Below are 18,579 nucleotides of genomic sequence, written 5' to 3'. Positions count from 1 at the left end.
CACAGCCTCAATCGAACAAATTGGCGAGGCGCTGCTTCATCTGGTCGGCGATGTAGAGCGCGAGGGCCTGGATGGTGGAGGTCGGGTTCACGCCACCGGAGGTGACGAAGATGCTGCCGTCGACGATGAAGAGGTTCTTCACGTCGTGGCTGCGGCCCCATTCGTTGACGACGGAGCGTTCGGGGTCGGTGCCCATCCGCGCGGTGCCGAGCAGGTGCCAGCCGCCCCAGGGGATCGGCGAGTTGACGCAGATGTCGGTCGCGCCCGCAGCCTCCAGAATTTCGCGGCCGCGCGCCAGCGCATAATCCATCATCTTGTGGCTATTCTCGCTGATCGTGTAGCTGATCTTCGGCGCGGGAATGCCGTGGCTGTCCTTGAGCACCGGGTCCAGCGTGACCTGGTTGTGCTCTTCCGGCAGGTCCTCGCAGATCGCGGAGAATCCCAAGCGATGGCCGTTCAGCTTGCGGAACACGCGGTGATGATCTTCGCCCCAGGGCAGAATGCCCTTTTGCTCGCTGACGACGGCCTCGAACACGGGCCCGGCGCCGCGCACGAACTGGACCCCGAAGCCGCGGACGAAGCCGCGCGACGGATCCGTGTCATACCATTCCTTGCTCCACAGGCAGGTCGGCGGCGCGCGGTTGCTGTCGGTCGGCTCCTTCACATAGCCGTAGATCTGCGCATAGGGATGGAACATCAGGTTCTTGCCGACGAGGCCGGACGAATTGGCCAGGCCGTTCGGAAAGCGCGAGGACGCCGAGTTCAAGAGCAGCCGAGGCGTGCCGACGCCGTTGCAGGCGATGATGACGACGTGCGCCGGCTGAAACTGCTCGATGCCGTCCTTGTCGTAATAGACCACGCCCGAGGCCATGCCGTTCTCGTCGGTGGTGATCTCTCGCACCCGGCAGTGGGTGCGCAGCTCGACCCCGGCGCGGATCGCCTGCGGCCAATAGGTGATGTCGGTCGAGGATTTGGCGCCTTGCGCGCAGGCCGGCGTGCAATAACCGAGATTGATGCAGCGCGCCCGGCCCTCATAGTCCATCGTCGCGACCGTCGTATCCGACGGCCACCAGTGCCAGCCGAGCTTGTTCATGGACTTGGCGATGATGGCACCCGACAATCCGAGCGGCTGCTGCGGCATCGGCGGATGCGTCAGCGGCGAGAGCGGATCCCCGGACAGGCCGGACGTGCCCATGATCCGGTCGTTCTCCTCGAAGAACGGGGTCAGCGCGTCGTAATCGATCGGCCAATCGTCGGCGACACCGTCGAGCGTCTTCACCTTGAAATCGGAGGGATGCAGCCGCGGCCAATGCGCGGTGTACATCACCGTCGAACCGCCGACCGCATTGTAATTCACCACCTTGATCGGCGAATTGTCGTCGTTGATCGGATAGTCCTCCGGACGGCCGCGAACATTGGGGCTCGACGACCACTCGCCGTAGAACTTGGCCTCCCAGTCGCGGCCCGTGCTGGGATACTCCGCCGGCTTCATCCAGCCGCCCTGCTCCAGGCAGAGAATGTGCATCTTGGTCTCGGCCAGCGACCACGCCACCGCCGCGCCAGAAGCGCCGGCGCCGATGATCAGGACGTCCACGGGGTCTCTCATCGCAACCTTTTCCTCCCCCTCGCCGCTTTCCGGGCGATTCGGCCTTTCGCGGTCCGCAAAGGCCGGCGAACGATAGGATCAGAGCGACGGTTGAGTAAAGCCGCGAGGCCGGAATGTCACACTTCGCAGGGCGCAGACCATTGGTATCGCCCCATCCGGATGCTAGGAACAGGACGCACGCGCCATCGATAGCGAGACCGTATGTCCTTCCAGAATTGCTTTGCCGCCGCCCGCGCTTTTGCGCTCGTTTCGTTGTTCGCCTCGTCCGGATTTCTGGCTGGGACCGGTCCGGTCTCCGCGCTGACCGGCGCCGCGACCGTCCGCGACGGCAATTCGGTCCAGGTCGGCGACGTCACCTACCGGCTCGACGGTGTCGACGCGCCCGAGTTGGACCAGGTCTGCATCGACAACCAAGCCGATTCCTGGACCTGCGGCATCGAGGCCCGCGAACAACTGACCAAGCTCATCAACAAACGGACGGTGCGCTGCGACGATGTCGGGCCGGAAAAGAGCTTCGGCAAACGGCACCGAGCTATCTGCACGGCCGAGGGCGACAAGGCCAGCCTGAACGAGCAGCTGATCAGGCTCGGCTTCGCGCTCGCGCGCGAGCCGGTCAGGGTCAACGTCAAGCCTGCGGCCACCGAGGCCAAGACGGCGGCGGCGGGCATCTGGAAGGGCTGTTTTGTTGCGCCGCAAGATTTCCGTAGCGGCAAGAAGGACGCTGCCCTGCTGGGCGCCGCCTGCCGGCCAGACCGCGACAAGGAAATCCGTGCCGTACTGTTTCCGGAGGAGCTGGTCATGCCGCCGAGCTGCAGCATCAAGGGCAAGCTCGCGGTGCGCGCGCGCGTCACCGGCAATATCGGCATCTATCATCTGCGCGGCTGCCCGAGCTATCCGGCGAACACCAAGCCCGACCGCTGGTTCTGCTCGGAAGACGACGCCCAGGCCGCCGGCTTCCGCAAGGCCTATAATTGCCGCCGGCCGAAGTGAGCAATTTCCTCACGCATCCGTGAGTGGTAGTCCGAGACCGTATTGATCCGGAATTGAACCCCTTGGCGAGTTGCTGCACTTATCAATGTACGCAAGCGCTTCGCGCGAGCGTTTCCTTGGCAGCAATCCGGCTTTGGTCCGATTGCCTTGCTCGGGCGTTTCCTCCCTAGACTTGGGCCGCTTGTCATCACAAGCGGCTCTTCTTTTTTGTGGGTCGCTCCAGAACCGAGCCCGTCGTGCCCGCGCCTCCACGTCCTTGCTTCCGCAGATCAAGACGTGGATGGCCGGGACAAGCCCGGCCATGACGACGCAGAAACGTCAGCAATCAAGAACGCCTTAGCCATTTTCCAGAACAATAGTTCAGCTTCATCACTGCATCCGCATGATGTGGTCCATCGGCGCCATGTTCGCGTTCATATTCGCCATGATCCAGACGCTGCCTCCGATCACGAGGAAAACGACGAAGAGGCCGAAGGCGAGCGCCAACACATTGTTGGTGTTGTCGGGGCCGGTGGTGATGTGCAGGAAGAACACCAGGTGCACGCCCATCTGCGCGATCGCCAGCACGATCAGCGCGACGGGGATCGATGGCTGCCAGACCAGATCCGTGCCCGCGACGAAGAACGACGTCGCAGTGAGCAGCAGCGCGAGGACGAGGCCCACGACATAGCCGAGGATGCGCATGCCGACGCTGTGTTGTTCTTCCTCGCCCGGTGCGAGGTCATGGTCGGTCCGTGCGTGGGTCTGATCGCTCATACGCCACTCCCAAGCAGATAGACAACGGAGAACACCGCGACCCAGATGATGTCGAGCGCGTGCCAGAACAGCGCAAAGCACGTCATCCGGCGCAAAATGTCGGCACGGAAGCCCTTTGCGAACACCTGGGCCATCATGGTGAGCAGCCACAGCACGCCGGCCGAGACGTGAAGGCCATGGCAGCCAACCAGCGAGAAGAACGCCGTCAGAAACGCACTTCGCGACGGGCCATAACCACGCGCAATGAGATCGGCAAATTCGCGAAACTCGAGGACGAGGAATATCAGCCCGAGTACGCAGGTCACGGTCATGCTGAGATAGAACCAGAACCGGTTGCGCACATCGGCCGCGATGCTGGCCATGCCGCAGGTGAAGCTGGACAGCAGCAGGCAGACCGTCTCGATCGCGACGTATCTCGGCTCGAAGATCTCTGAGCCCTTCGGACCGCCGGCGGTCTGCCCCACCAGGACCGCATAGGCCGCAAAGAAGCAGGAGAACATCACGATGTCCGAGAGCAGGAAGATCCAGAAGCCGTAGGCGGTCACGATCCGCTTTGGCGCCGGTCCGGGATGCTCGATGACGAGCCCGATGTGATGGGGATCGGCGTGCGCGTGGCCGGCGGTCGCAGTCATCGCCATCAGACTGTTCCCGCCATGCTGACGAGGCCGCGCCGCTCCTCGAGATTGACCCGGTCTATCGCCGCGACTTCGGCGGCCGGAATGACGTATTCATCATGGTCGCGCCAAGCGAACACGACGAAGGTCGCCCACGCGCCGAGGCCGCCCAGGATCACCATCCACCAGATGTGCCAGATCAGCGCAAAGCCCATGATGGTAGCGAAGAACGCGCAGACGAAACCGGTCGGCGAGTTCCGGGGCATTTCGATGTCCTGATATTCCGGCCTGTCGGCAGCGAGCGCTTCATTTCTGGCTTTGGCCTTCATGTCCCAATAGGCGTCCTCGCCGCGGACGTCCGGATTGAAGGCGAAATTGAACACTGGCGGCGGCGACGACGTCGCCCATTCCAGCGAGCGCCCGTCCCAGGGATCGCCGGTGCGGTCGCGCAAGGCCTCACGATTGCGGACGCTGACGACGATCTGCACGATCTGGCAGATCACGCCGATCGTCAGCACCGCCATGCCGATCGCCGCGACGATCATCCACGGCCGCCACGCCGCGACGTCGTAATGCTGCATTCGCCGCGTCATGCCCAGCAGGCCGACGATGTAGAGCGGCATGAAGGTGACGAAGAAGCCGGTGAAGGTGAACCAGAACGCAGCCTTGCCCCAGCGCTCGTCGAGCCGGAAGCCGAACGCCTTCGGAAACCAGTATTCGAAGCCGGCGAAGGCGCCGAACAGCACGCCGCCGATGATGACGTTGTGGAAATGCGCAACCAGGAACATACTGTTGTGGAGGATGAAGTCGGCCGGCGGCACCGCGAGCAGCACGCCCGTCAATCCGCCGATGATGAACGTCACCATGAACCCGATCGCCCACAGCATCGGCGTCGCGAAGCGGATGCGGCCGCCATACATCGTGAACAGCCAGTTGTAGATCTTCACGCCTGTTGGCACCGCGATGATCATGCTGGCGATGCCGAAGATCGCGTTGACGTTGGGCCCTGCGCCCATCGTGAAGAAATGATGCAGCCAAACCATGAAGGAGATGACGCAGATCGCCATGGTGGCCAGTACCATCGAGCGGTAGCCGAACAGCGCCTTGCCGGAGAAGGTCGAGACCACCTCGGAGAAAATGCCGAAAGCCGGCAACACCAGGATGTAGACCTCGGGATGGCCCCAGGCCCAGATCAAATTCATGAACATCATGACGTTGCCGCCGGCCTCGTTGGTGAAGAAGTGGAAGCCGAGGTAACGGTCGAGCAGCAGCATCGCGAGCGTGGCGGTGAGGATCGGGAACGCTGCGACAATCAAGAGGTTCGAGGCCAGCGTGGTCCAGCAGAACATCGGCATGCGCAGGTAATTCATGCCCTTGGTCCGCAGCTTCAGCACCGTCGTGACGAGATTGATGCCGGCCACCAGCGTGCCGACGCCGGAGATCTGGAGCGACCAGGCGTAGTAATCGACGCCCACGCCGGGCGAGTAGGACAATTCCGACAGCGGCGGGAAAGCGAGCCAGCCGGTCCGCGCGAATTCGCCGACCACGAGCGAGATATTGACCAGCAGCGCGCCGGTCGCGGTCAACCAGAAGCCGACCGAATTCAGCGTCGGGAATGCGACGTCGCGCACCCCGAGCTGGAGCGGCACGATCAGGTTCATCAGCCCGATCACGAACGGCATCGCCACGAAGAAGATCATGATGGTGCCGTGCGCCGAGAAGATCTGATTGTAGTGCTCGGGCGGCAGATAGCCCTGCGACTGGTAAGCCACGGCCTGCTGGATCCGCATCATGATGGCGTCACTGCCGCCGCGCAGCAGCATCACCGAGGCCAGCAGCACATACATGACGCCGATGCGCTTGTGATCGACGCTGGTGATCCATTCGTTCCAGAGATAGGGCAGATGCCCCTTCACGACGACCCAGCCCAGCACCGCGAGGATCGCGACCAGCACCACCGCGCCTGCGACGAGCGGGATCGGCTGATCGAACGGGATGGCCGACCAATCGAGCTTACCGAGCATCGTGGCCTCCACTGTGCGACCGGCCCGCTTCGGATGCGAGCTCCGGGCCCGGCCCGGGCGGAATGTGCTGGGTTGCGATCAGATCGAACAGGCGCGCGTCTTCGAGACGATAGACCGGCCGGCCCTTCTCGATGCCCTGCTGCATCAACTTCTTGTAGCTGTCCGCATTCAGCACGGCATCGGTCTTCGCGGTGGTCGCCACCCATTCCGGAAAGGCGAGCGGCGAGACCACGTTGACGTCGAACATCATGTCGGGGAAGCCGTCGCCGGAGAAATGCGCCGACAGGCCCTGCAGCCTGCCTTCATTGTCGGCGCGCAGGTTCAGCTTCGTCACCATGCCGTTCATGGTGTAGATCATGCTGCCGAGCTGCGGGATGAAGAACGTGTTCATCACGCTCGCCGACGTCAGCTGGAATTTCAGCTCGGCACCGGCCGGCACCGTCAGGGTGTTGATGGTGGCGATGCGCTGGTCCGGATAGATGAACAGCCATTTCCAGTCGAGCGAGACGGCCTGGATCCGCACCGGGCTGCCGGTGCCGGGCACGGGCGCGGCCGGATCGAGCTGGTGCGAGCCGATCCAGGCGACGCCGCCGAGCAGGATCACGGTGAGCGCAGGGATCGCCCACACCACCATCTCGACACGGCCGGAATAGACGAAGTCGGGTTGGTAGCGCGCCCTCGGGTTCGAGGCGCGAAACCAGAACGCAAAGCCGAGGATCGCGATGATGGTGGGTACCACGATCACGAGCATGATGAAGACTGAATCGATCAGGATGGTGCTGTTGCCCGCAGCCACGGGCCCTTGCGGATCGAGCAGATTCATCGACAAGCCACTAGCGGTTGGGAAGCCCCGGAGACAGAGCCTAGCGCGGGAAAGGCTCGGCGACAAACGCCGCGACGACGCAACGGTTCCTCGGCAGCGAAGGGCCGCCATGCGCGACGGGCCGGCCGCAACATGCAATTCCATGTGATCTCAATGACATGAACGCAGGAGCCGCGCCCTTCTCTCCGATTGGGGCGATTGCTAATCTGCAGGAAAATATCAGGGAGTGAACCGAGATGCGCCTCAAGGACAAGGTCGCGATCGTGGTCGGCGCCGGGCAAAGCCCCGGCGAAGGCATGGGCAACGGACGCGCCACGGCGCTCACCTTCGCGCGCGAAGGCGCCAAGGTCTTGTGCGTCGATCATCAGCTGGAATCGGCGCAGGAAACGGTTGCGATGATCACGGCGAAGCAAGGCATCGCCGCGGCCTTCAAGGCCGACGTGACCAAGGCTGACGACATCAAGGCGATGATCGCGGACGCCAGTTCGCGGTGGGGCCAGATCGACGTGCTGCACAACAATGTCGGCGTCAGCCTCGCCGGCGGCGATGCCGAATTGCTGCAGCTGACCGAGGAGGCATTCGATCGCGTGGTCGCCATCAATCTGAAGAGCTGCATCCTCGCCGCGAAAGAAGTGATCCCGATCATGCGCGCGCAACGCAGCGGCGCCATCATCAACATCTCCTCGATGGCGGCGATCACCACCTATCCGTATGTCGCCTACAAGGCGACGAAGTCGGCGATGATCGCCTTCACCGAGCAGCTTGCCTACCAGAACGCCGAATACGGCATCCGCGCCAACGTCATCCTCCCCGGGCTGATGAACACGCCGATGGCAGTCGACACCCGCGCTCGCGAATGGTCCAAGACCCGCGCCGAAGTCGAAGCCGAGCGCGACAGCAAGGTGCCGCTGCGCAAGAAGATGGGCACGGGATGGGACGTCGCCAACGCCGCGCTGTTCCTGGCGTCGGACGAGGCGAACTTCATCACCGGCGTGACGCTGCCGGTGGATGGCGGGGCCAGCGTGAGGCGGGGATGATCTTCTCCCTCTCCCCGTTCTTAAGGGCAGAGGGTCGGGGTGAGGGGCTGCTTCCGCGGAAACGGTGAGAGCTGGCTTCCTCTCACCGCACACGGGGCGAGGCGAAGAGCGCGCGTCACCGCGCTACGCTTGTCACCCGCCAGATCGTGCCGTTGCCGTCTTCCGACAGCAGCAGCGATCCGTCCTTCGTCACCGCGACTCCCACCGGCCTGCCCCACACTTCGCTGTCGTTCACAACGAACCCCGTGACGAAATCCTCGTACTCGCCGGTCGGCCTGCCGTCCTTCATCCTGATGCGGATCAGCTTGTAGCCGGTGCGCTTCGACCTATTCCAGGAGCCGTGCTGAGCGGCGAAAGCATCGCCCTGGTATTCGGACGGAAACTGCGTGCCCTGATAGAAGGTCATGCCGAGCGAGGCCGAATGCGGCTGGATCAGCACATCCGGCACCGTCACCTTGTCCTTGAGGTCCGGCCGCGCGCCGGAATGGCGCGGGTCTTCGTTGTTGCCGATATAGAACCACGGCCAGCCGTAGAAGCCGCCCTCCTTCACGCTGGTCACGTAGTCGGGCACGAGATCGTCGCCAAGGCCATCGCGTTCGTTGTTCGAGCACCAGGGCACACCGCTCTGCGGCTGGATCGCGAGGCCGACGCAATTGCGGATGCCGGTGGCGTAGATCTTGCGCTCCTTGCCGTCGGGGGTGAAAGCGAGCACGGCGGCGCGCTCGGTTTCGCTCGCCCATGTGGCGCCGAGCGGTTGCGCCTTCGACCACGCCTCCAGTCCGCCCGGCGGCGTGCCCATGCCTTCGGCGACGTTGCTGAGCGAGCCGACCGAGACCAGCATGCGTTTGTTGTCGGGCGTGAAGACGATGTCGCGGGTGGAATGGCCGCCGTCATGCGGCAGGCTCGCCACGATCGTCTCCGCCTTGCCGCGCGCCTTGAGATCGCCGGCCTGGTAGGGAAAGCGGACGACGCTGTCGGTGTTGGCGACGTAGACCCATTGGGGATTGTCGCCATTCGGAAAGAAGGCGATGCCGAAGGGTTGCCGCAGCCCGCTGGCAAACACCTCGTTGCTCGCGACCTTGCCGCCCTCACCTGCGCGCAGCACGCGGATGGTGCCGGCCCGCGTCTCCGCAACGAAGACATCGCCGTTCGGCGCGACCCTGATGATGCGCGGCGCGCGCAGACCCTCGGCGAAGAGTTCGATCCTGAAGCCGGCCGGCACCTGAGGCTCCGCGTCCGGCGAACGTGGCACCACACGCGACGAGCTCGCGACCGACCGCGTCGCGCCGGGCCTGACCAGATCCTGCGGCCGGATCAACCTGACCGTGCCGGGCTTATCCGCCCGCCAATCGCCATAGGCGTCCTTGCCTTGCAACACCGGTTCGGCCTGCGCGCCGACCGCGATCGCGCCCAGCAGCACTGCGGATATCGCCGCAGACGAAATCCTGCTCTTCACGTCGCCCTTCTCCCCACCTCTAGCTGCCGACCATCAACGCCGATCATCTGCGAACGTTCTACCGCAACTCGGACCTGCCGCATCCCACGTCAGCTCATGCCCGCACGATGTGCATCGGGCGCGCTCCATCGTACTGGAAAACACCGCAGATAGGTGCGACACATTGTAAGGGCGGAAGGCGCGGACATCAAAGCTGCGGCATCGCTGTCGCGACTGATGGGAAGATCATGTGGGGATCCGTCATATCGGAATGGGCGAGCCTGCTGCTCCGCTGGCTGCACGTGGTTGCCGCCATCGCCTGGATCGGCAGTTCCTTCTATTTCATCGCCCTCGATCTGAGCCTCAGGCCCAAAGCCGATCTCCCCAAAGGCGTGCAGGGCGAAGCTTGGCAGGTGCATGGCGGCGGCTTCTACCGGATCATGAAGTATCTGGTCGCGCCTTCCCAGATGCCGGACGAGCTGACCTGGTTCAAATGGGAGGCCTACACCACCTGGCTGTCCGGCTTCGCATTGATGGTGGTGGTGTATTATCTCGAGGCCGATCTGTTCCTGGTCGACAAGTCCATTCTCGACCTCACACCGTTTCAGGCCGGCCTGTTCAGCTTCTGCAGCCTCGCACTGGCCTGGCTACTCTATGAAGCCGCCTGCCGAACCGGACTTGCGCAGCGCGAGCTGCCGTTCGCCATCGGCGGCTATTTGTTCCTGGTCGCGCTCACCTATGCCTTTACCCACGTGCTGAGCGGCCGCGGCGCCTTCAACCAGATCGGCGCGATCATCGGCACCATCATGGTCGCCAACGTCTTCGCGCTCATCATCCCGAACCAGAAGAAGATCGTTGCCAGCCTGATGGCGGGACAGGCGCCGGATCCGAAGCTCGGCAAGGCCAGCAAGGAGCGCTCGGTCCATAACAATTATCTGACGCTCCCCGTGGTCGTGCTGATGATCAGCAATCACTATCCCCTGCTCTATGCCACGCGCTACAACTGGATCATCGTCGCCATCATCCTGGCGCTCGGCCCGGTGATCCGCCATTTCTTCAACGAGCGGCACGCGGGGCGCAAATCGCCGTGGTGGGTCTGGGGCGTCGCGGCAATCGGCGTGATCGCGATCCTCTTCCTCTCCGCGGCCGGCCCGCGCGAGGTCAAGTCCGCCACACTGCCGGCACCGCCGACACTCGCCAATGTCGAGGAGATCGTGATGTCCCGCTGCAGCATGTGCCACGCCGCCGAGCCGGTGTGGGCCGGCATCGTCACCGCGCCGAAGGGCATCCTGCTCGATGCGCCCGAGCACATCCATCGCAACATCCGCCTGATCGGCCGTGTGGCCGCCTGGTCGAATGCCATGCCGCCGGGCAACGTCACCGAGATGACCAGCGAGGAGCGCGCCATCCTCGCCGCTTACATCGAGCGGGCGCGCTAACGCCGTGCGCGGAATGAAATTCCGCATCTCCCGCTGAATTGAAAATGACTTGGCCGCCCATCCGGCGTAGACAGGAGCCATGGCCGCTGCCGCGGCCAAAGGCTCAGCTTGCAAGTGCGGGAAAGAACAGTGGCCCTCAAGAACGTCATCGGTATCGACCACGCCGTCGTCATGGTGAAGGACCTCGACAAGGCCGCCGAAAATTATCGGCAGCTCGGCTTCACCGTGTCCCCGCGCGGCACCCACAGCGTCCACATGGGCACGGGCAATTACACCATCATGTTCGATCCCGACTACATGGAGCTGCTCGGCGTTCTCGCGCCGACCGAACTCAATGTTCCCGCGCGCGCTTTCCTCGACAAGCGGGGCGAAGGCATCGAACGCATTGCCTTCACTGCATTGGATTCCGCCGCGGGCGCCGAGGAGATCCGCGCACGGGGCCTGGAGCCGATCGGCCCGACCGATTTCGAACGGCCGGTGACGCTACCCGATGGCACGGTCTCGGCGGCAAAGTTCCGCACCTTCATGTGGCCGACCGCGGAAGCGCCGGGGGGCGTGCGCATCTTCGCCTGCCAGCACAAGACCCGCGAGACCGTGTGGATCCCCGAATTGATGAAGCACGCGAATGCAGCGAAGCGGATCAGGCAGACGCTGATCGCAACGCCAGAGCCCGCGAAGGAAGCAGCCCATCTCGGTCGCCTGATCGACCGCGAGCCAACGGCCGATCCGGACGGCGCGGTCACCGTGCCCTCCGGGGGCGATCGTGCCGACTTCGTCTATCTGACGCTGGACCAACTCGGCAGACGCTATCCCGGCGTGCCGTTGACCGGGCTCTCTGAACGCGGCGGCGCGGCGCTGGTGCTGGTCAGCAGCGATCTCGCAGCAACCGAAACGGCGCTCGGTTCGGCCGCCATGCGCAGTGGGAACGCGATCTGCGTGCCGCCGGCCAAGGCGAACGGCACCCTGCTCGCCTTCGTTGCTAGCTGACTCAACTGATGCTCAACGCGCGTTGCGAGATCCGATGCGCATAGACCAAAGGCTAGTTCGAGGCACGTTTCGCCGCGGGCGCGCCTTGCTGCCTTGAGGACGTATCTGTCGGTGCGTCGAGGAAAACCACGGAGGTGCCGCGCTTGACGTTCTCGCCGAGCACCCGCGCGTCCCAGTTGGTCAGCCTGACGCAGCCATGAGACGCCGACTTGCTGACCCTGTCGGGCTCGGCCGTTCCGTGAATGCCGTAGCCCTGCGCCGACAGGCCGATCCAATACGATCCCACCGGATTGTTCGGTCCCGGCTTGATGTTGAAGGGTCTCTTTGATTTCACGCCTTTGAACTTGTACTCGGGATTGTAGCGATAGGTCGGCTGCTCATGGGCGGCGGTGACCTTCAGCGTCCCCGTTGGCGTCGGACGATCTGCACTGCCGACTGACGCCGGATAATAAGCGATCAGCCGGCCGGTCTCATCAAACGCCTTGAGCGTTTCGCTCGCTTTGTCGATCTCCACCCGCGCAATACGTGGAAGCTCCCGTCGCGCCGGAACGTTGGCCACGACGATGGTCTCGCCCACCTTGTCGAAGGCTTTCCTGGGATTGAGCGCCTTCAACAGCTCCTCGCTCATGTGAAATTTTTCCGCGAGCCCTTCGAGCGGACTGGTGTAGCTCAGCGCCTCCAGCGACTTCATCTCCTCGAGCTTCGTCGGCAGCTTCTTGAGGAACGGCCCCTTCACATCTGCATCGGTGATTTTGTAGTCGACGAGGACAGGCCCCTCGCTCGCCGCATTCAGCTTGTCCCAGAGTTCGGGGGCGACCGTCTTGTCGAAGCCGAGACCGTTCTGCTCGGCGAACGCCTTCAACGCCTTCTGCGCGTTTTCTCCGAACTTGCCATCGATCTGACCGGGAGAGAATTGCGCGCGGTCGAGCAGGATCTGAAGCTTCGCCGCGGGTGCGCTGATCTTGTCCGTGGCCGGCGGCTTTTCGGAGCGCGCCGCATCATTGACAGCTTTCGCATCGAGATTGCCCGCGAGCACCGGGCAGATGAACCACAGCGACATCACCGCGCCAAGCATCCATCGCATCATGATCGTTCGTCCCGATTCACAAATGATGACCCGCAAAACCGCGGACAGTTTCTCCTTGGGAACACCGTAGTAACACCGAAGGAACCGACGAGATCGCAGCTTTGCCGCAATCGGACTGTTAACAGCTTCCTATCGCCGGCGCATCGCTGGCAGTTCACCCCACAGTTCGAGGTTGCCCCAGCAAATGCGATTTGTCGTCGCGGCTTGCGCCGCGTTTCTGATTCTGATGTGCGACCTGAATTCGTCGGCGTCCCGGCAAACATCGATTGTCGATCGCACCGTCCTTGTGAACACTCAGGTCTCGCCACTGGTTCCAGTGGTCGAGCTCTTCCTTGCCAGTGTGCAGGCCATCGAGGTCGCCAACGCTCGTGCAGCGCATGAGCAGGTGATCGAGCCGCCACGCGCGATCGAGCCTGTCGTCGAGACGACTCTTTCACCGACGGACAAATTCTGTCATGCGCTCCGCGAAGCCGCCGAGACAAGCGGGATTCCGGTGCCGTTCTTCGCGCGCCTGATCTGGCAGGAGAGCCGCTTCAAATCCCACGAAGTCAGCCACGCCGGCGCGCAGGGCGTCGCGCAGTTCATGCCGGAGACCGCCGCCGAGGTCGGCCTCGACGATCCCTTCGATCCGATGAAGGCGCTGCCGGCATCGGCAAAATTCCTGCGAAAGCTGCGCGACGATTTCGGCAATCTCGGCCTTGCCGCAGCCGCTTACAACGCCGGCCCCGGCCGCATCCAGAAGTGGCTCGCCAAACAGAGCGGGCTGCCGCGCGAGACGCGCGACTATGTGCGCATCATCACGGGCACCAAGGCCGAGGACTGGACCGAACGCGCCGAAGCGCTTGCGATCCGGATCGACCTGCCGCGCGAAGCGCCGTGTGAAGGGATCGGCAGTCTTTCGAAGGCCAAGGACGTCGCCTGGGTTCCGGTCAACCTGACGCCTTCGGTGGCGACCATCATCCGCAAGTCCGATCAGCTTGCCGCGCGCCAGACCACGAGCGCTGCGCGGAAGCGGTTCGCATCGCTGCTTCGGAAGAATGCCACGGCCTCCGGCAAGGCGCGCAACATGATCGCAGCACGCGCTGCCGGAAAGAGCGCGAAGGCCCGGGCTGTTCGCCTCGCCTCGCGCGAACGGCCGTCGGGTTAGCATTGGAGCCGCCAGGTCTGGCGGCTCCGATATCCGCTGCTAATCGATCTCCTCGATCACGCGCCGCTCACGCGGCTCGATGACGTAGGTCCGGGTATCGCGGTGGATGTAGCGATATTCCCGCAGGTCCGGTGCATCGCGGTAGACCGTGCTCGGGAATTCCTCCACCTCGACGCTCTCGGGAAGACGGTCACCGACGCGGATCTCACTGCGCGCGGTGCTGCCGGTGGTCCGCACTTCCTTGCGCCCCTCGGTGCGGGTTTTCGCATGCTTCCGGATGGCGTCGCGATCACGATCGGAGAACTTGCTGGCGCTGCGCTCGCGTGTGGTCGTCGTCGTTGCCGTGGACTGTCCCGAATAGGGCAGCACCGTCACGATCTTGTATGTGGCGGGATCGACCACGACGATCTCATTCTTCACCAGCGCGAAGCTGTAGCCGCGATATTGCGGCACGATCTCGACGACGTCAGGCGGCAGTGTCGACAGATGCACGTCGCGCGGCACCACCGTGCCGACATTCAGCGAGAAACTCACATTGGTCACGGGCCGGACGTTCAGGCGCGAGATCGAGGTGCTGATCCTGGTCTCCTGCTGCTTGTTGAGGTTGACGTCGGTCTGTGCAGCCGCCTGTGAGTTGGTTCCGGTCCGTTCACCCTGGGCCTGATTGCTGGTTGGCGCATTCGGGGTCTGCTGGGCCTGGTTGGTTCCGGAGGCAGCTGGCGCCTGCTGAGCCTGATTGCTGTTGGCCGGCGGCGGATTGGATTGATCCTGCGCCTGGTTCGTGTTCGCGGGCGGAGGGTTAGCGCCCTGCTGGGTCGCGGGCGGGTTACCGGTCGTGTTCGAGCTAGCGGTGCCGCTCTGCGGCCGCGATGTGTCCGAGCTGTTCGCCGCGTTGTTGGAGGTGCCGGAGCCGGAATTGGCGGTCCCGGTGTTCTGCGTATTCTGCGCAGAAGTTCCCGTCGCGGGTGATTGCTGCGGCTGCGATGTGGTCTGCTGCGAGGCAGATGGCGAAGTCGTCGACGGCGCCGTGGAATTCGATTGGGATTGCGGGGTCTGCTCGGGCCTGGTCGTCGTGCTCGGCGATTGCGCATAAGCGGCGTTCGCCAGCACCAGCCCTAATGCGGTGGTTGCCAACAGGCGGATCATGGTTCACTCCCTTCCATCAAATGAAACTTGGGCTACTAACCTGCGCTGGAACGCCAAGTTCCACTTTTTCCCGATCCAAACGCCGCCTGTGCGGAACCTGCAATGCCATCGAAGAGTGCCGGCATCCTCGCCTATCGGAAGCAGGAAAGGCTCGAGGTTCTCCTCGTTCATCCAGGCGGGCCGTTCTGGCGCACCAAGGATCTCGGCGCCTGGTCGATCCCGAAGGGCGAGTATGCGGATGAGGAAGATGCGGAGATCGCCGCGCGGCGGGAGCTTGCCGAAGAGCTCGGGCTTGAGCTGACCGTCCCGCTGATGGCGCTCGATCAAATCAAGCAGCGCGGGGGCAAGCGCGTCACCGCGTTTGCCGCCGAATTCGACTTCGACACCAGCAGCATCCGCAGCAACACATTCGAGATGGAATGGCCGCCACGCAGCGGCAAGCGCCAGGTGTTCCCGGAGGTCGACCGTGCCGAATGGTTCACGCTCGAAGTGGCACGGGAGAGGATCAACGCTGGACAGCGCCCGCTGCTTGATCGGCTGGCGCAGCTCGTCGGCGTCGAATAGGCGCGCCGTTCTTGCCCTTGCGCGCCTACTCCGCCTTGATGTTCGCGGCGGCGACGACCTCGGCGAGGTCCTTGGTCTCCTTCGCGATCTTGGCGGCGTACTCAGTGGGACCGAGCACCGATACGACGCCTTGCGAGCCGAGCTTCTCCTCGGCCGCCGGATCCTTGGCGGCCGCGACGATCTCCCGGTGCAGCGTCTCCAGGATCGGGGTCGGCGTTGCCTTCGGCATGAAGAAGCCGACCCAGAACGAGATGTCGAAGCCTGGATAGCCGGCTTCCGCCACGGTCGGCACATCAGGCAGCGCCGGCAGCCGCTCGGCCGAGGACACCGCGAGTGCGCGCAGCTTGCCGGCCTTCACCAGCGGCACGGCGGAGAGCGGATCGAACACCGCCAGCACCTCCTGCGCGAGAATGCCGACCTCGGCCGCCGAGCCGCCACGATAGGGCACGTGGATCATCTTGATGCCGGCCTTCTGGCTGAGCAGCTCCATGGCGAGGTGCGCCAGGTTGCCGTTGCCGCCGGAACCATAGGCCAGCGCGCCCGGCGCGGCCTTCGCCGCGGCGACGAGATCGGCGACGGACTTGATGTTCGCCGTCCTGGGATTCTCGGGATTGACGACGAGGACCAGCGGCGCCGACACGACCGTGGTGAGCGGCGCGAAATCGACTTGCGGATCGTAGCGGATGTCCTTGAACAGCGTCTTGTTCAGCGTGATCGTCGACGAGTTGCAGGCCAGGATGGTGTAGCCGTCCGCATCCGCACGGGCCACGCCCTCGGCTGCGATCATGCCGTTGGCGCCGGCGCGGTTCTCGACCACGAAGGGCTGGCCGAGCTTGTTGCTGAGCCGATCAGCGACGATGCGCGCGACGACGTCGACCGGGCCGCCGGCGCTGAAGCCGACCATGATCTTGGCCGGCTGCACCGGATATTTCTGCGCGAGCGCCTCTGTCGTCACGCACAATGCGGCGACAATCGCCAGCAGGCGAAGCGTTCGTTGCATTCGTTCCCTCCCCAGGCCTCACTGCGCCGCTGTGCTTGCTTGTTGGTGCGGCGCCTCGACGGTCATGAATAGCGGTCGCGCGAAAATTCGCAATCGCGTTTGCGCGCCGGCATTCCGCCGCGCGGCACGAGAGAGCGGTTCTCGAACAAAAAGTGCGAAAACAACCCCATGCACAGTAGCCGACCACTGCCAGATCAAGGACTTGCGCGCTGTTTCGGATGTAACGAACTCGCTTTGACTCGTCGGGCAAAACAGTGGCAGAATGACATCATCGCAACAAGCGTCAGCATCCACGCCGGCCGGCCATGGATGTCACGGCTTGGCGCGCGCAAGCCCTTCATCGATATCCCGAAATTCGCATTCGCACGCAACGAGCGAAGGCTCGTTCGCGCGCCTGCGCCGGCAAAGGACAAACGCCATGACGACATCTCCGGACCGCCACGTCGCCTCGCCGCTTGCGGCCGACAATCGCAGCCCTCCCGCCGCACGCCCTCGGATAAAACTCTACAAGCGGCGCATCGCGATCAGCCATGCCGATCCGCAAACCGCCGAGCCGCTGCTGGCCGAGGCGCTCGGTGCCGCCGATCGCGACGCTCTGCACGGCATGTTGAGGCAATTGGCCAAGGCCAGCGCGGTCGCGCAGAAGCCCGATGAAGCCAATCTCGCCTTCATGATCTCGATGATCGGGAGCATCGCGCCGAAGGATTCCATCGAGGCCATGCTGGTGTCTCAGATGGTCTGCATCCATGTGGCGGCCATGCGCTGCGCCTGTCGGCTCGCCTGCACCGACGATCCGGTGCAGCAGGAGAGCGTCACACGCGCATTGACGCGGCTCTCTCGGACTTTTTCCGCTCAGGTCGAGGCGCTCGGCCGTCACCGCAACAACGACGCACGCGCGATCACGGTGCAGAACCTGTCCGTGCAGGACGGCGGACGCGCCATCGTCGGCAACGTCACGCACCATGCAGGCGCGATCGTCGCGCACGCCGGCGCGGCGGATACGGGTGCGGATGCCGGAGTTGCCGCAGGCCACCAGAGCCACCGCGGCAACGACGGTCCCGACGTGGAACACGGCGCCGTCGGATGAGCAGCGATCACGTCCGTAACACCGATGCCATGCAGTCGAGCCCGCGCTGCGGCGCGCGGACGCGCGGCGGGGCAATCTGTCGCGCGCCGGCAATGCACGGCAAGGCACGCTGTCGCATGCATGGCGGCGCCCGGAGATCGGGCGCGCCGAGGGGGAACCAGAATGCGCGGACGCATGGAATGTTCGCAAGCGATGGTATCGCCGAGCGACGGCAGGTTCGGGACTTGCTGGATGACGCTTGGAAGCTGTTGGGCGAGTTGAAGTAAACTGCTTGCGTACTGGCGCGTGGACACACTGACCTGCGGGATCAGCTTCGACCCTGCCTCACGGCGACCATTTGTCGTGCTCCTCGCGGTCGGCCTGTTCGTTGAGACGGTCGGCAATCTCGTCAGCCACCGGCTCGCTTTCCGCATTCGCAAGTGGCTTACCCTTGTTGGTCGTGACGGTGGTCTCGTTGGCTTCAATCGGGAAGTCGTCTGGATGGATCGCAGGCTTTCTCATGTCACAACTTTCCTCATTGCTGCTTGTGTCGATCCTTGGCCCCGCACACCGAGCGCTCGTTCAATCCGAAGCGATCCTCGCCGAATCCGCCCGGCTGGTGCGACCGCCGTCGCTGGTATCCAGACGATAGAGCGCGGCGGACCCGACGGCGAGTACGATGGCGACGACCAGGATCGCGATAGCGTTCATGCGGCTCAAGGGAACCTCCGTGAATTCATCGGACATGTCTCAATCGAGCATAGGCGCGCCGTGTTCCGTGAAGTTTCGATGACCTCGCAGCGTTCGCAACGCGCGAAATACTTGCAGCATCGGAACTTCCCGCGCTGGCGCCAGGTT

19 protein-coding genes are annotated in these 18,579 nt (G+C 63.9%); 8 read left to right on the top strand and 11 right to left on the bottom strand.

Annotation, left to right across the window (positions count from 1 at the left end):
• Positions 1-7 precede the first annotated feature (7 nt).
• Positions 8-1,606 carry a GMC family oxidoreductase gene (locus tag LPJ38_RS16675; RefSeq protein WP_145628244.1) on the bottom strand — a complete coding sequence of 533 codons (1,599 nt, stop codon included), beginning with the start codon at positions 1,604-1,606 and terminating at the stop codon, positions 8-10.
• A gap of 201 nt (positions 1,607-1,807) precedes the next feature.
• Here LPJ38_RS16675 and LPJ38_RS16670 point away from each other — a divergent pair, with 201 nt between their 5' ends.
• The gene (locus tag LPJ38_RS16670; RefSeq protein WP_145628246.1) at positions 1,808-2,596 is read left to right on the top strand and encodes a thermonuclease family protein; all 789 of its coding nucleotides are present in this window, start codon (positions 1,808-1,810) and stop codon (positions 2,594-2,596) included.
• 369 nt (positions 2,597-2,965) lie between these two features.
• Here the strand turns inward: LPJ38_RS16670 and cyoD are convergent, their stop codons facing one another.
• The 4 genes from cyoD to LPJ38_RS16650 are packed head-to-tail and all read right to left on the bottom strand — an operon-like array spanning position 2,966 to position 6,813.
• Entirely contained in the window at positions 2,966-3,352 is a 387-nt protein-coding gene (gene cyoD / locus LPJ38_RS16665; protein WP_145628248.1) for a cytochrome o ubiquinol oxidase subunit IV, read from the bottom strand.
• Entirely contained in the window at positions 3,349-3,990 is a 642-nt protein-coding gene (locus LPJ38_RS16660; RefSeq protein ID WP_145628250.1) for a cytochrome (ubi)quinol oxidase subunit III, read from the bottom strand. Before LPJ38_RS16660 ends, cyoD begins: the two co-directional genes overlap by 4 nt.
• Positions 3,990-5,990: a cytochrome o ubiquinol oxidase subunit I gene (gene cyoB / locus LPJ38_RS16655; protein WP_145628252.1), complete on the bottom strand. Its 2,001-nt coding sequence runs from the start codon at positions 5,988-5,990 to the stop codon at positions 3,990-3,992. Before cyoB ends, LPJ38_RS16660 begins: the two co-directional genes overlap by 1 nt.
• Positions 5,980-6,813 (bottom strand): cytochrome ubiquinol oxidase subunit II family protein, encoded by an 834-nt coding sequence (locus LPJ38_RS16650; RefSeq protein ID WP_145628254.1) that lies wholly within the window; start codon positions 6,811-6,813, stop codon positions 5,980-5,982. The genes cyoB and LPJ38_RS16650 overlap by 11 nt, the downstream gene beginning before the upstream one ends.
• Before the next feature lie 236 nt (positions 6,814-7,049).
• Between LPJ38_RS16650 and LPJ38_RS16645 the strand changes: the two genes are divergently transcribed.
• The gene (locus LPJ38_RS16645; protein ID WP_145628256.1) at positions 7,050-7,850 is read left to right on the top strand and encodes an SDR family NAD(P)-dependent oxidoreductase; all 801 of its coding nucleotides are present in this window, start codon (positions 7,050-7,052) and stop codon (positions 7,848-7,850) included.
• A gap of 115 nt (positions 7,851-7,965) precedes the next feature.
• On the opposite strand, the gene LPJ38_RS16640 is transcribed toward LPJ38_RS16645, so the two are convergent.
• A complete protein-coding gene (locus tag LPJ38_RS16640) occupies positions 7,966-9,306 on the bottom strand; it encodes a PQQ-dependent sugar dehydrogenase (protein ID WP_145628258.1) in 1,341 nt (446 codons plus the stop codon).
• A gap of 227 nt (positions 9,307-9,533) precedes the next feature.
• Here LPJ38_RS16640 and LPJ38_RS16635 point away from each other — a divergent pair, with 227 nt between their 5' ends.
• Together LPJ38_RS16635 and LPJ38_RS16630 are read left to right on the top strand one after the other, a co-directional pair.
• Positions 9,534-10,724, top strand: coding sequence for a urate hydroxylase PuuD (locus LPJ38_RS16635; RefSeq protein ID WP_167520210.1), 1,191 nt, complete (start codon positions 9,534-9,536; stop codon positions 10,722-10,724).
• Between the two features lie 129 nt (positions 10,725-10,853).
• A complete protein-coding gene (locus tag LPJ38_RS16630) occupies positions 10,854-11,711 on the top strand; it encodes a VOC family protein (protein WP_145628261.1) in 858 nt (285 codons plus the stop codon).
• Positions 11,712-11,763: 52 nt separating this feature from the next.
• Here the strand turns inward: LPJ38_RS16630 and LPJ38_RS16625 are convergent, their stop codons facing one another.
• A complete protein-coding gene (locus LPJ38_RS16625) occupies positions 11,764-12,798 on the bottom strand; it encodes a L,D-transpeptidase family protein (protein WP_145628263.1) in 1,035 nt (344 codons plus the stop codon).
• Positions 12,799-12,982: 184 nt separating this feature from the next.
• Between LPJ38_RS16625 and LPJ38_RS16620 the strand changes: the two genes are divergently transcribed.
• On the top strand, positions 12,983-13,945 hold the full coding sequence (locus tag LPJ38_RS16620) for a lytic transglycosylase domain-containing protein (RefSeq protein WP_145628265.1): 963 nt from the start codon (positions 12,983-12,985) through the stop codon (positions 13,943-13,945).
• 39 nt (positions 13,946-13,984) lie between these two features.
• On the opposite strand, the gene LPJ38_RS16615 is transcribed toward LPJ38_RS16620, so the two are convergent.
• A complete protein-coding gene (locus tag LPJ38_RS16615; protein WP_145628267.1) occupies positions 13,985-15,091 on the bottom strand; it encodes a DUF1236 domain-containing protein in 1,107 nt (368 codons plus the stop codon).
• A gap of 102 nt (positions 15,092-15,193) precedes the next feature.
• Between LPJ38_RS16615 and LPJ38_RS16610 the strand changes: the two genes are divergently transcribed.
• Positions 15,194-15,655: an NUDIX hydrolase gene (locus LPJ38_RS16610; RefSeq protein WP_145628269.1), complete on the top strand. Its 462-nt coding sequence runs from the start codon at positions 15,194-15,196 to the stop codon at positions 15,653-15,655.
• A 25-nt stretch (positions 15,656-15,680) separates the two neighbouring features.
• Here the strand turns inward: LPJ38_RS16610 and LPJ38_RS16605 are convergent, their stop codons facing one another.
• Entirely contained in the window at positions 15,681-16,655 is a 975-nt protein-coding gene (locus LPJ38_RS16605) for a Bug family tripartite tricarboxylate transporter substrate binding protein (RefSeq protein WP_145628270.1), read from the bottom strand.
• 418 nt (positions 16,656-17,073) lie between these two features.
• On the opposite strand from LPJ38_RS16605, the gene LPJ38_RS16600 reads away from it, so the two are divergent.
• Together LPJ38_RS16600 and LPJ38_RS37950 are read left to right on the top strand one after the other, a co-directional pair.
• Complete coding sequence (locus LPJ38_RS16600; protein ID WP_231088649.1) at positions 17,074-17,742, top strand: hypothetical protein; 669 nt, start codon at positions 17,074-17,076, stop codon at positions 17,740-17,742.
• Positions 17,739-18,008, top strand: coding sequence for an HGGxSTG domain-containing protein (locus LPJ38_RS37950; RefSeq protein WP_145628272.1), 270 nt, complete (start codon positions 17,739-17,741; stop codon positions 18,006-18,008). The genes LPJ38_RS16600 and LPJ38_RS37950 overlap by 4 nt, the downstream gene beginning before the upstream one ends.
• A gap of 58 nt (positions 18,009-18,066) precedes the next feature.
• Here the strand turns inward: LPJ38_RS37950 and LPJ38_RS16595 are convergent, their stop codons facing one another.
• Together LPJ38_RS16595 and LPJ38_RS16590 are read right to left on the bottom strand one after the other, a co-directional pair.
• On the bottom strand, positions 18,067-18,243 hold the full coding sequence (locus LPJ38_RS16595; protein ID WP_167520211.1) for a hypothetical protein: 177 nt from the start codon (positions 18,241-18,243) through the stop codon (positions 18,067-18,069).
• Positions 18,244-18,303: 60 nt separating this feature from the next.
• The gene (locus tag LPJ38_RS16590) at positions 18,304-18,468 is read right to left on the bottom strand and encodes a hypothetical protein (RefSeq protein WP_158644729.1); all 165 of its coding nucleotides are present in this window, start codon (positions 18,466-18,468) and stop codon (positions 18,304-18,306) included.
• Positions 18,469-18,579: the final 111 nt, after the last annotated feature.

The sequence above is a fragment of the Bradyrhizobium daqingense genome, from assembly GCF_021044685.1.
In the GTDB taxonomy this organism is placed as follows: Bacteria; Pseudomonadota; Alphaproteobacteria; order Rhizobiales; family Xanthobacteraceae; genus Bradyrhizobium; species Bradyrhizobium daqingense.
This window is presented reverse-complemented; position numbering and strand designations above follow the sequence as displayed.

Coding starts and splice junctions, on each gene's coding strand:
- cyoD (WP_145628248.1), bottom strand. CDS start 3,352: ATGAGCGATCAGACCCACGCACGGACCGACCATGACCTCGCACCGGGC.
- LPJ38_RS16600 (WP_231088649.1), top strand. CDS start 17,074: ATGACGACATCTCCGGACCGCCACGTCGCCTCGCCGCTTGCGGCCGAC.
- LPJ38_RS16645 (WP_145628256.1), top strand. CDS start 7,050: ATGCGCCTCAAGGACAAGGTCGCGATCGTGGTCGGCGCCGGGCAAAGC.
- LPJ38_RS16590 (WP_158644729.1), bottom strand. CDS start 18,468: ATGTCCGATGAATTCACGGAGGTTCCCTTGAGCCGCATGAACGCTATC.
- LPJ38_RS16605 (WP_145628270.1), bottom strand. CDS start 16,655: ATGCAACGAACGCTTCGCCTGCTGGCGATTGTCGCCGCATTGTGCGTG.
- LPJ38_RS16670 (WP_145628246.1), top strand. CDS start 1,808: ATGTCCTTCCAGAATTGCTTTGCCGCCGCCCGCGCTTTTGCGCTCGTT.
- LPJ38_RS16615 (WP_145628267.1), bottom strand. CDS start 15,091: ATGATCCGCCTGTTGGCAACCACCGCATTAGGGCTGGTGCTGGCGAAC.
- LPJ38_RS16635 (WP_167520210.1), top strand. CDS start 9,534: ATGTGGGGATCCGTCATATCGGAATGGGCGAGCCTGCTGCTCCGCTGG.
- LPJ38_RS16650 (WP_145628254.1), bottom strand. CDS start 6,813: ATGAATCTGCTCGATCCGCAAGGGCCCGTGGCTGCGGGCAACAGCACC.
- LPJ38_RS16675 (WP_145628244.1), bottom strand. CDS start 1,606: ATGAGAGACCCCGTGGACGTCCTGATCATCGGCGCCGGCGCTTCTGGC.
- LPJ38_RS16660 (WP_145628250.1), bottom strand. CDS start 3,990: ATGGCGATGACTGCGACCGCCGGCCACGCGCACGCCGATCCCCATCAC.
- LPJ38_RS16625 (WP_145628263.1), bottom strand. CDS start 12,798: ATGATGCGATGGATGCTTGGCGCGGTGATGTCGCTGTGGTTCATCTGC.
- LPJ38_RS37950 (WP_145628272.1), top strand. CDS start 17,739: ATGAGCAGCGATCACGTCCGTAACACCGATGCCATGCAGTCGAGCCCG.
- cyoB (WP_145628252.1), bottom strand. CDS start 5,990: ATGCTCGGTAAGCTCGATTGGTCGGCCATCCCGTTCGATCAGCCGATC.
- LPJ38_RS16620 (WP_145628265.1), top strand. CDS start 12,983: ATGCGATTTGTCGTCGCGGCTTGCGCCGCGTTTCTGATTCTGATGTGC.
- LPJ38_RS16595 (WP_167520211.1), bottom strand. CDS start 18,243: ATGAGAAAGCCTGCGATCCATCCAGACGACTTCCCGATTGAAGCCAAC.
- LPJ38_RS16610 (WP_145628269.1), top strand. CDS start 15,194: ATGCCATCGAAGAGTGCCGGCATCCTCGCCTATCGGAAGCAGGAAAGG.